7 protein-coding genes are annotated in these 12,157 nt (G+C 45.8%); all 7 read left to right on the forward strand.

Annotated features, from left to right (window positions below; translation table 11 throughout):
• Positions 1-29: 29 nt before the first annotated feature.
• The 7 genes from V6669_RS13675 (at position 30) to V6669_RS13705 (ending at position 12,143) form a co-directional block, all read left to right on the forward strand.
• Positions 30-2,369 carry a beta-galactosidase gene (locus tag V6669_RS13675; protein WP_338594364.1) on the forward strand — a complete coding sequence of 780 codons (2,340 nt, stop codon included), beginning with the start codon at positions 30-32 and terminating at the stop codon, positions 2,367-2,369.
• A 371-nt stretch (positions 2,370-2,740) separates the two neighbouring features.
• On the forward strand, positions 2,741-3,721 hold the full coding sequence (locus V6669_RS13680; RefSeq protein WP_338594365.1) for a glycoside hydrolase family 5 protein: 981 nt from the start codon (positions 2,741-2,743) through the stop codon (positions 3,719-3,721).
• A 179-nt stretch (positions 3,722-3,900) separates the two neighbouring features.
• Complete coding sequence (locus V6669_RS13685) at positions 3,901-5,970, forward strand: bifunctional aldolase/short-chain dehydrogenase (RefSeq protein ID WP_101313985.1); 2,070 nt, start codon at positions 3,901-3,903, stop codon at positions 5,968-5,970.
• Positions 5,971-5,989: 19 nt separating this feature from the next.
• On the forward strand, positions 5,990-7,261 hold the full coding sequence (gene rhaA, locus V6669_RS13690; protein ID WP_101313986.1) for an L-rhamnose isomerase: 1,272 nt from the start codon (positions 5,990-5,992) through the stop codon (positions 7,259-7,261).
• A 158-nt stretch (positions 7,262-7,419) separates the two neighbouring features.
• A complete protein-coding gene (locus V6669_RS13695; RefSeq protein ID WP_338594367.1) occupies positions 7,420-9,093 on the forward strand; it encodes a ribonuclease J in 1,674 nt (557 codons plus the stop codon).
• Positions 9,094-9,536: 443 nt separating this feature from the next.
• The gene (locus V6669_RS13700) at positions 9,537-10,520 is read left to right on the forward strand and encodes a LacI family DNA-binding transcriptional regulator (protein ID WP_338594369.1); all 984 of its coding nucleotides are present in this window, start codon (positions 9,537-9,539) and stop codon (positions 10,518-10,520) included.
• Between the two features lie 147 nt (positions 10,521-10,667).
• Positions 10,668-12,143: a sucrose-6-phosphate hydrolase gene (locus V6669_RS13705; protein WP_338594371.1), complete on the forward strand. Its 1,476-nt coding sequence runs from the start codon at positions 10,668-10,670 to the stop codon at positions 12,141-12,143.
• The last annotated feature ends 14 nt before the right edge of the window (positions 12,144-12,157 follow it).

Genomic DNA, 12,157 nt, shown 5'->3' on the forward strand with positions numbered 1-12,157 from the left:
CCATTTATATCGAAGGAGTTATATATTCCATGAACGATAGTGTAGCAGGAAGTTATATTCGCTTTACATTGGACGCGGAAGATAAGGACATTCGTGCGGGGCGTATGACTGGCAGTGGCGGCAAAAGCCCACGAGGGGAATCGTATGATTTTACCAACTATTATATGACTCGTAATGCTAAACCCCATATTCCCGTGGTAGGTGAGTTTCATTTCTCCAGATTCGCTTATTTGCAGTGGGAAGAAGAATTACTGAAGATGAAGGCAGGCGGGGTGAACATCGTCGCTTCTTATGTCTTCTGGAATTTTCATGAGGAGCAGGAAGGCGAGTTTAATTGGTCAGGAAACCTGAACTTGCGGCACTTTGTGGATCTATGCGGCAAACATCAGCTACCACTGATTGTGCGAATTGGTCCATTCTGTCATGGGGAAGTTCGTAATGGTGGGATGCCAGATTGGTTATTCAGTTATCCATTTGAAGTGAGATCGAATGATGAAGGGTATTTGTATTATGCCAAGAGATTATATCGTGAGATTGCCCGTCAGCTCAACGGCTGTTTTTATCAGGAGGGTGGCCCTGTTATCGGGGTACAGTTGGAAAATGAGTATATGCACGCTGGCGCACCCATGGATGCCTGGGGGTATACCCGCGAAAAATACGTTACCTCCGGCCGGGATGGACGAGAACATCTGCAGATGCTTCGCCATATTGCCGAAGAAGTCGGTATGAAGCCGATGTTCTATACTGCCACGGCCTGGGGCAATGCTGCGGTGCCTGAAGAAGGAACATTACCGATGCTAGCGGGGTATGCGTACACACCATGGATTCCCAATCAGCCTCCAAGCCGGGAGTATCTGTTCCGGGATCTGCATATGAATCCTGTGGAAGAAGTGGATTATGACAGTCTGGAGTATCCTGCTGCGTATTGCGAGCTTGCTGGTGGCATGCAGGTCAGTTATCACGCTCGTCCGGTTGTTGATGCAGACAGTGTTGAGGCGATGACCATTGTGAAACTTGCGAACGGCAGCAATCTGGTTGGGTATTATATGTATCACGGGGGGACCAATCCAATAGGCAAAAATTCATATATGAACGAGCAGGCATTGCCTAAAATGACGTATGATTATCAATCGCCACTCGGGGAATTTGGACGTGTTGGTGAATCGTATGACCGCATTCGTACCTTGTCCATGTTCCTGGAAGCATATGGTGAGTTGCTTGCACCAATGGGCTGTGTTGTACCGGATGGTCAACATGCGATAACACCGGAGAACACGATGGATCTGCGTTGGTCTGTTCGCCAACAAGAAGGCTTAGGATTCCTGTTCATGAATAATTATCAGGATCATGTGGCGATGCCTGATCGAGATATACAATTGGAACTGCATACCAGCAAAGGGACTGCTTCCTATCCAAGAGAAGGAACGATCCAGCTGAAATCCGGCATGGCGGCCATTCTGCCTTTCCATATGAATCTGAATGGAATGAAGATCATTAGTGCTACCGTTCAGCCACTGACCCGATTTATGGTAAATCAGGAGCTTACGGTTGTCTTTTATGCCCATGAAGGTATGGCGCCTGAGTATGTTATGGATGCATCATCTGTTACAAATGTGGATATGCCCGAAGGCACTGTTTCAGAGCAGGGGAATGAAGTTGTGATACATCCGATTGCCGGCAAGGACCATCATCTGCGAATCACAACATCGGACGGTATAGTCATACGAATCATTACATTGACCCGTGAAGAGGCATTACATGCCTACCGTTTCCGTGTGGGCGGAGAAGAAAGACTTGTAATTAGCAGCAGTCATCTGTATGTACAGAATGAGATGCTCCTATGTACATCTGTAGAGCAACCAGAGATGGAGGTATCCTTTTATCCGGCTCCAGAGCATGTTTCAGCTTCGAAATATGCTGTGTCATCCCAGTCGAAGCAGGGAATATTCGGTACGTACACATTCCAAGTTTCGCCTTACGAGCCTGCTGTAGAGGTTGATTACCCCAAAGAGTATGCAGCAACACTGAGATTGGACACAGCATGGCCGGAACAAGTAGATGACGTGTGGATTGAGATTGATTATGAAGGAGATGTTGCAGCAGCACATATCCATCATCAGATGTTAACAGATCATATTCACTATGGGCATAGCTGGATGCTTGGTTTGAAGCAATCCCGTCATTTGCTTGCTGATCACGCGCTTCGTCTGTCTGTAACTCCAATTCGAAAAGGGACGACTGAGAGTTATGTGAATCAGGCTTATGTGGAGCGGTTTGAGGGCGTGGAGATCGGGAAGTTTAATGAGATTCGGGTGAGACCACAGTACCGGGTTGGGGTGGTATTGGCGGGAGTTAGGGAAGACACTTAGACTAAATCAGGGATTAAACAACAGATAAATAACAGATAAACAAGATTTAAACAAGAGTTAACTTTCGTTAATAATACAGAGGGTTCTTTCTCCGAACGATTGTGAGGGGAGAGAGCCTTTTTTGCTGTGTTATGTAAAAACAAATGATTCCTAATCATGGTAAAAAGATCTTGACTGGTAAGCGTTTTCAATTTATTATAACTTCATAACCTTAACGATAAAGTTCATTTAAACTAAATAACGCAACTTAGATAAAGTTAATTGTTATTTATTTAATAACCAAAAAACTTCTATTACCAACGATTTTAGTTAACTTCTTGCCTAGAGCAAGGTTAATTGAAATAAAAAAAAATACAGGAGGTTCCAAACGAATGGTTAATCTGAAAAAGTGTACAATCTTCACGGTTATTGCTGCTCTCATGTTCATGGTATTGGGGAGTGCAGCCCCAAAAGCATCTGCTGCCACAGGATTTTATGTAAGCGGAAACAAGTTATATGATTCCACAGGAAAGCCTTTTGTCATGAGAGGTGTTAATCACGGACATTCCTGGTTCAAGAATGATTTGAATACCGCTATCCCTGCCATCGCCAAAACAGGTGCCAATACGGTACGCATTGTTCTTTCGAATGGTAGCCTGTACACCAAAGATGATCTGAACGCTGTTAAAAATATTATTAATGTGGTTAACCAAAATAAAATGATAGCTGTACTCGAGGTGCATGACGCCACAGGGAAAGATGATTATAATTCGTTGGATGCGGCAGTGAACTACTGGATTAGTATTAAGGAAGCTTTGATTGGCAAAGAAGATCGGGTAATCGTCAACATCGCCAATGAATGGTATGGTACGTGGAATGGAAGTGCGTGGGCTGATGGTTACAAAAAAGCCATTCCGAAACTAAGAAATGCAGGAATCAAAAATACGCTAATTGTGGATGCAGCTGGATGGGGACAATTCCCTCAATCCATCGTGGATTATGGACAAAGTGTATTTGCAGCCGATTCACAGAAAAATACCGTCTTCTCCATTCATATGTATGAGTATGCTGGCAAAGATGCTGCAACCGTCAAAGCCAATATGGAGAATGTGTTGAACAAAGGCTTGGCCCTGATCATTGGTGAATTCGGGGGATATCACACAAACGGTGATGTGGACGAGTATGCCATCATGAGATATGGTCAGGAAAAAGGGGTAGGCTGGCTTGCCTGGTCTTGGTACGGAAACAGTTCAGGTCTGGACTATCTAGACATGGCCACAGGTCCAAACGGAAGTTTAACGAGCTTTGGCAACACCGTAGTTAATGATACCTATGGTATTAAAAACACTTCCCAAAAAGCGGGGATTTTCTAATCCGCCAATGAAACAGGAACACTCTGACGTTCACGTCAGGGTGTTTTTTTAATAAAATGGCTTTATCTATGATGACTTTTGAATATTTCCGTTTGGTTTTAAAATATTTTGTTTTCAAAATAAAACAAAGATGTTAAACTCGGATTAGGAATAAAACAAACATTATCGGAGGTAAACAAATGGTACAGAGTTTATGGAATGCATCGCAGGCATCTGAGAAAACAACAGGACTTGAGCAGTTGGTTTACCGATCCAATCTGATTGGATCTGATCGCAGTGTATGCAACATCTACGGTGGTAATACGTCTACCAAAACGACAGTGAAGGATTTTCGGGGTCGTGATGTAGAAGTAATGTATGTGAAGGGAAGCGGCTCTGATCTGGGTTCCATGGAAGCTAAACATTTTACCGGACTTGGGCTCGAAGACATTCGACCATTAATTGAACGTGAATCCATGTCGGATGAAGAGATGGTTGAATATCTGGGACATTGCATGATTGATGCCAAGCACCCGCGCGCCTCTATCGAGACTCTTCTGCACGCGTTCCTTCCATACAAACATGTCGATCATACGCACCCGGATGCGATTATCAGCTTGTGCTGTGCACATAACGGCAAGGAGTTGGCGAGAGAGATCTACGGTGATCGTTTTGTATGGGTGCCTTACGTACGCCCTGGGTTTACGTTATCTAAAATGATTGCTGAAAGCGTATTCTCGAATCCCAATGCCGAACTCGTACTGATGGAAAAACACGGACTTGTCACTTGGGGAGAAACATCCGAGGAATGTTACGCTCAAACGATCAAGATTATCAATGAAGCGGAAGCATTCATTGAAGCACGGGTGGACGAAGGAAGTTTGTTCGGTGGTGTGAAACACCCGGCACTCGCCGCTGATGTTCGTCGTCAGATCGTATCACGCGTGATGCCAACGATTCGTGGAGCGGTATCGGATAGCAAAAAAATGATTTTGTCCTTTGACGATCAAGAGGACGTACTTGCTTTTGTGGGCGGAGCAGATTCCCCGGAATTGTCTCAGGTGGGCGCAGCTTGCCCGGATCATCTGGTACATACCAAAGTGGTACCTTTGTTCATCGATTGGACACCGGATGCGGAAGATATTGAAGGTTTAAAAGCCAAACTGGTAGAAGGTGTGGCTGCCTACAAAGAGCAATATCAGCAGTATTTTGAGAGCAACAAAAACGAAGGTGATGTCATGTTTGAAGCGGCACCACGCGTTATCCTCATTCCAGGTGTGGGCATGATCAACACAGGCAAGAGCTGGGCGCTTTCCCAAGTAAGCGGAGCGTTGTATCACAGAGCCATTGCCGTTATGCGTGGAGCTACTAGCCTGGGTCAATTCGTATCGCTCAGTGCAAACGAATCTTACAATGTGGAGTACTGGCCGCTGGAGTTGTACAAATTGTCTCTGGCTCCGGCAGAAACCGAATTCTCCCGTAAAGTGGCGTTTATCACAGGTGGAGCAGGCGGGATCGGAAGTGAAACAGCACGCAGATTGGTATCTGAAGGCGCACATGTGGTGCTTGCTGATCTCAACCTGGAGGGCGCACAGAAAGTAGCACAGGAAATTAATGATCAGTACGGTGCGAATCGTGCTTATGCGCTGAAAATGGACGTAACCGATGAGGAAGCCGTTCAATCTGCGTATGCAGATGTTGCTGTGCAATATGGCGGAGTGGATATCATCGTAAACAATGCAGGATTGGCCACATCCAGCCCATTTGACGAAACGTCCCTGAAAGAATGGAACCTAAACATGAATGTACTGGGCACAGGGTATTTCCTCGTGGCTCGTGAAGCATTCAAGCTGATGAAACAGCAGGGTATTGGGGGAAGCATGGTATTTATCGGGTCCAAGAACTCGGTGTATGCAGGTAAAAGTGCTTCTGCTTACAGCTCAGCGAAAGCGCTGGAAGCACATCTGGCACGTTGTATTGCAGCAGAAGGCGGAGAGTATGGCATTCGTGTCAACACGATTCTTCCAGATGCCATTCTACAGGGTTCAGCGATCTGGAACGGTTCCTGGAGAAACGAACGTGCAGCGGCATATGGGATTGAACCGGATCAATTGGAAGAGTATTATCGCAAACGGACGACATTGCTCGTGAATATCTATCCAAGAGATATTGCAGAAGGAATTGCATTCTTTGCTTCTTCGAAATCCGAAAAAACAACCGGTTGCATGATGACCATTGATGGCGGTGTACCGGCAGCATTTACACGTTAAATTAGGAGGGTTCTTGCGGATGGATAACCAAGTCAAGCAAGCGTATGAAGCAGCCAAGGCATTGTATGCCCAGCACGGAATTGATACGGACGAGGTACTGAACAAACTCGCGGAGATCAAAGTATCCGTACACTGCTGGCAAGGCGATGATGTCAAGGGTTTTCTGAATAAAGATGGAGAGTTAACAGGTGGTATTTCGGTTACAGGTCAATATCCGGGGGCTGCGACCACACCTGCAGAACTTCGTAACGATCTGGAGCAAGCTTTTGCTCTGATTCCCGGCAAACATAAGGTCAATCTGCACGCGATTTACACAGATACAGACGAGCAGGTTGAGCTGGATCAGATTGAGCCAAAGCATTATGAGAACTGGGTGAAATGGGCCAAAGAACAAGGACTTGGTCTGGACTTCAACCCAACATGTTTTTCCCATGAAAAATCAAGTGACGGGTTCACGCTCAGTCATCCAGACCCTGAGATTCGCAAGTTCTGGATTGATCACTGCAAGGCGTCCCGCCGGATTGGTGCTTACTTTGGGGAACAGCTTGGTCAGACTTGTGTAACCAATGTATGGGTACCGGACGGATTCAAGGATAATCCGGTTGATCGGTTGACACCACGCAAACGTCTCAAAGAATCGCTGGATGAAGTATTCGGCGAACCACTTAACCCGGAGCACAACCTGGACGCGGTAGAGAGTAAGTTGTTTGGTCTGGGTTCGGAAGCATATGTGGTGGGTTCTCATGAATTTTATATGGGTTACGGTTTGCAAAATGATACGTTAATCTGCCTGGATGCGGGTCACTTCCATCCAACAGAGGTTATTTCCAATAAACTGTCGTCCTTGTCTTTGTTTACAAGTGGCATTCTGCTTCACGTAAGCCGCCCGATGCGTTGGGATAGTGACCATGTGGTAATTATGGACGATGAGTTGCTGGAGATTGCCCGTGAACTGGTTCGACATGATTTGCTTGCGACCACACATATTGGACTGGATTTCTTTGATGCAAGTATTAACCGTGTAGCCGCATGGGTTGTGGGGACTCGCAACACGATCAAAGCCCTTCTCCGAGCGATGCTCGAACCAGTGGATGCCTTGAAACAAGCCGAATTGGAAGGGGATTACACGTTGCGCCTTGCCTTAACGGAAGAGTTCAAATCCTATCCGTTTGGCGCGATCTGGGACTACTATTGTGCTCAGCAAGGCGTTCCAGTTCGTGAAAAGTGGATTACCGATATTAAAACCTACGAACAAGACGTATTACTACAGCGTGATAAATCATTGGTGTAATCGTATTTATTTTTCGTATAAACCACTGTGGAATGAATATTCCATGGTGGTTTTTTTGGCATAATCACGCTGAAATGCATAACTGAGGCGATTGCTTCCATACTAGGAATATAGATCCGTATCGTATACGATTGCCACGCAGAGGAGGAATAACAGAGTTGAATCTAGCCCACAACAAACTGTATATCGCTGCACTTGGCGGCGTGAATGAAATAGGGAAGAATATGTATTTCATCCAGTACAATCAGGACATCATCGTGATTGACTGTGGTTCGAAGTTTCCCGATGAGACATTGCCTGGTATTGATCTGATCATTCCAGATGTAACGTATCTGCTGGAGAACCTGGATAAAGTCAGGGGTCTTGTAGTTACCCATGGACATGAAGATCACATTGGTGGGATTCCCTATTTGTTAAAACAAATGAACATCCCGGTGTATGCATCCAGGCTCACTCGTGGGCTGATCGAACTTAAACTGAAAGAGCACGGGTTGCTGCGCAAGGCCGACTTGCATACGATCGATGCTCATTCCAGCATTACGCTGGGAGGGATCGAGGTTTCCTTTTTCGCAACCAGTCATAGTATACCGGATTGTCTTGGTATCTTTTTTCAGACCCCAGCAGGCAATGTTGTGCATACCGGAGATTTCAAGTTTGATATGTCGCCTGTACATGGACCTTTCCCAGATCTGCACCGCATGGCCGAGATTGGCAAACAGGGTGTCCATATTTTGCTCTCCGAGAGTACGAATGCAGAAAGACCCGGATTTACACCTTCCGAGCGTGTTGTGGGAGACCACATTCTGGATGCCTTTATTCGTGCCAAACAAAAAGTATTTATCTCCACCTTTGCGTCGAATGTCAGCAGGGTACAGCAGATTGTGAATGCAGCATTTGAGACGGGGCGCAAACTGGCACTGTTGGGCAGAAGTATGGTGAATGTGGTATCGGTGGCCAGTGAATTGGGGTATTTGCAAGTTCCTGACGGATTGCTGATTGAAGCTATCGATTCGGATCAGTTTCCACCGGAACAAGTCGTTGTATTATGTACCGGTAGCCAGGGAGAAACAATGGCAGCATTGTCACGTTTGGCTTCCGGTAAACATCCTCATGTAAGAATTAACGCCGGGGACACGGTTATTATTGCTGCCGGAGCTATTCCAGGGAATGAGAGGAATCTTGCACATGTTATTGATAACCTGTATGTTCTCGGAGCACGTGTGATATATGGTTCAAGTGGTGCAGCAGGAATGCATGTATCCGGACACGGCAGTCAGGAAGAACTCAAACTGATGTTAACCCTGATGAAGCCGGATTATCTGATTCCGATCCACGGTGAGTTCCGCATGTTGTATCAACACAGACTGCTTGCCGAGTCCGTAGGTATAGAGCGTGATCATGTGTTTATCGTGAATAATGGGGATATGGTCCAGTACAAAGACGGCACTGCTTCGCTAGGTCCCAAGATTGCATCAGGAAACAGTCTCGTAGATGGTCTGATCATGGGTGATGTTGGCAATATTGTACTGCGTGACCGCAGGCAACTGTCTTCCGATGGTATGTTGGTGATTGTGACTACACTAAGCAAAACGGAAAAACAGATGGTCACGTCACCCGAAATTATCTCCAGAGGGTTCGTGTTCGTCAAGGATTCGGAAGAATTCATGCATGAGATTCATGAGCTGGTTCTGAACCGGATGGGTGAGTTAACCGGTGCTGGCGTGAATCAGTGGAATGTGATCAAAAGAAAGCTGAAAGACGAGATCGGTCACTACATTTACGCTCAAACCAAAAGAAGACCTATGATCTTGCCTATTATTATTGAAGTCTGAGGCCGAACGGAATAGGGAGCGTTCTTGTGCTAGTGGCCTGTGCAAACGTGTATATGAAAGTTGAAAAGCCTGATGAATGTCGGATCATACATCTGTATGAACGCCACATTGATATCGGGCTTTTGTTATTACATCGGGAATGAGAAAGTACAATAGATGTGCGATAAATGGAATTGAATCAAATTCGCCATGGGTTTGCGATTCGAAGTATAATATAAGGTAAACTATATGAATTGAACTAAATATTCACACGAGAACGTAGAGGACAGAAAGAACCTAAAGAAGCGGAGCGTTCGCCTTTATCTCCGGATGTTTACCTTTGAAAAAGTAAATCAAAACATCTGGGGATAACAGCGATCGGAAGGTTGTTCTGTCATCGGAGTGGTAAGTGTGAATATTCTTGAGTTCAATTTATATAGCTAATAGAAATAAGAGGAGTCTTTATGAATAAAACGATTTCTGATATCGCTCAGATGGCAGGTGTGGCAAAAAGCACGGTCTCTCGCTACCTGAATGGCGGATCTGTTAGTGAGGATACACGCCAGAAGATTGAGCGTATTATCAAACAATACAATTATGTTCCTAATACATTTGCACAGAGTCTGAAGGCTAAGAAGACCAGTATTATCGGTACGGTTGTGCCACGTCTTGATTCTTTTGCAACATCCCAGACATTGATCGGAATTGATGAAGAACTGCGGAGTAATCAGTATCAGATGCTGATCGCAAATACGAGTCAGGACATGCAACGCGAGATTGATGCCATCTATGATTTTGCACGACAGAAGGTATCGGGTATTATTCTGCTGGCTGCTGAAGTGACTGAAGCACATCTGAAGGCCGTTGAGGATATACGGATTCCGGTGTTATTGGTGGGGCAGCAGCATGAGCAGCTGCACAGTCTGGTTCACAATGATGACCAGGCAGGTTATGAGATGGGCAGATATGTCGTAGAACAGGGTCACCGCAAGATCGTGTATATGGGAGTTAGCGAGAAGGATCGGGCGGTAGGGATCTACCGTAAACAAGGGTTCCAGCGAGCAATCACCGAGTGTGGTGGATGTGAAGTGAAGTATTATGAGACAAGCTTTAAGATGTCGGAAGCCATTGTTACCGCTGAAGCCATACTGAAAGAAATCACACCAACAATCATTGTAGGGGCCACGGATAATATCGCACTGGGTGTGATGAAGATTGCGTTCTCCAATAAAATCCGCATTCCGCAAGATTTGTCCGTTACCGGATTTGGCGGATATGATATTACGGAGATGATTCACCCCACGCTGACGACAGTGAAATATCATTATTTGCAGGCGGGCAAAGTAGCGGCGAATCACATTATTCGTCTGGTCAAAGGCGAGTCGGTGGAGGAACGAACAACATTGGACGTAGAACTAATTCCTCGAGAAAGCGTTGACAAATTATAAAAACATCCTTTATGATAATTCCATCGAACCGGTTCCAATGTAAATATCCAATACGGATATGCGAACACGGGCAGGCATCAATGCCATATGGAATTATTTTTTTGCGTCGAATGGAACCGGTTCCTACATTTTGAATGGAGAACAGCTATGAAAATGACTAGAGAGCAACGCTACAGACGAATTGAGCAAGCGCAGCCTGAAGAGATTGCGAAGCTTGAAGCACAGATATCTGTATGTCCTTGGCGACAGAGTTACCATATTCAGCCTGTAACAGGTCTGCTTAATGATCCTAACGGCTTTGCATATTATCGAGGCTATTATCATCTGTTCTATCAGTGGTTTCCACTTGGAACAGAACATGGCATGAAATACTGGTATCATACCCGCTCGAAGAATCTGGTGAACTGGGAAAATGTCGGGATTGGAATCGAACCGGATAGCTGGTATGACTCACACGGAGCTTATTCCGGTAGTGCGATTGAAAAAGACGGCAAGCTGCACTTGCTGTACACGGGCAATACGAGGGATGAGGCTTGGGTCAGACATCCGTATCAGTGCTTGGCAGTTATGGATGAAAGCGGTTCAGTAAGCAAACTGAATGATCCCGTGATCTCGTCTGTGCCAGCCGGATACACGGAACACTTTAGAGATCCCAAGGTGTGGCAACAAGGAGATACGTATTATTGTGTCATTGGTGCACAGAGAACAGACGAGACGGGATGTACGGTGCTGTATCGCTCAATTGATCTGAAAAACTGGGAGTTTCTCGGTGAGATTCGTACACAATTAACATCCTTCGGCTACATGTGGGAGTGCCCGGATTATATGGAGATAGACGGGCAAGGGGTGTTTGTCTTTTCCCCGCAAGGCTTAGATGCAGCGGGAGATCTTTATCAGAATATTTTTCAGTCCGGTTATCTGATTGGTGAGCCGCTTAATCTCCAGACGAGAGAGTTCACACATGGTGAATTTCAGGAGTTGGATCGTGGATTCGATTTCTATGCTCCGCAAACCATGCAGGGTCCGGACGGAAGACGTATTCTGGTTGGTTGGATGGGACTTCCCAATCTGGCGTATCCGACAGACGATAACGGTTGGGCTCATTGCTTGACCATTCCTCGGCAGTTGTCACTCCGAGACGGGAAGTTAATTCAACAACCGGTTGCAGAGATGGTCCAATTACGTCAGCAAGAGGAAGGGACTCATATTCGCGCAACGATTGACAATGAGAGCCGATCCTTCACTGGTTTTGAGGGGACTGTCTATGAGCTGATATGTGAGATAGGCCATGTAGAAGCAGAGATTGTCGGCATCGAATTCCGAGCAAGTGAAACGGAGAAAACGGTTCTTCTGTATGATCGGATTCAGCAGAAAGTTGTCTTGGATCGGACGATGTCTGGTGCCAAGCTGGCAGAGCAGAATGGCGTTGTACGGCGGTGTACGCTTACTGCGGATGTGATTAAATTCCAACTGTTCGTGGATTCATCTTCGGTCGAGATTTTTGTGAACGATGGAGAAGAGGTCTTTACCAGCCGGATTTTCCCAAGTCGGGACAGCGTGGACATTCGTTTCTTTGCACACGGCGGCAAGGCAGATTTTGAAGCAACAAAATGGGATTATTAAGTATTACGTGAGAG

The organism is Paenibacillus sp. Y5S-9, assembly GCF_036894235.1.
GTDB lineage: Bacteria > Bacillota > Bacilli > Paenibacillales > Paenibacillaceae > Paenibacillus.

Excerpts from the sequence above, each read along its gene's own strand:
- V6669_RS13675 (WP_338594364.1), top strand. The coding sequence starts at position 30 with ATGAACGATAGTGTAGCAGGAAGTTATATTCGCTTTACATTGGACGCG.
- V6669_RS13680 (WP_338594365.1), top strand. The coding sequence starts at position 2,741 with ATGGTTAATCTGAAAAAGTGTACAATCTTCACGGTTATTGCTGCTCTC.
- V6669_RS13685 (WP_101313985.1), top strand. The coding sequence starts at position 3,901 with ATGGTACAGAGTTTATGGAATGCATCGCAGGCATCTGAGAAAACAACA.
- rhaA (WP_101313986.1), top strand. The coding sequence starts at position 5,990 with ATGGATAACCAAGTCAAGCAAGCGTATGAAGCAGCCAAGGCATTGTAT.
- V6669_RS13700 (WP_338594369.1), top strand. The coding sequence starts at position 9,537 with ATGAATAAAACGATTTCTGATATCGCTCAGATGGCAGGTGTGGCAAAA.
- V6669_RS13705 (WP_338594371.1), top strand. The coding sequence starts at position 10,668 with ATGAAAATGACTAGAGAGCAACGCTACAGACGAATTGAGCAAGCGCAG.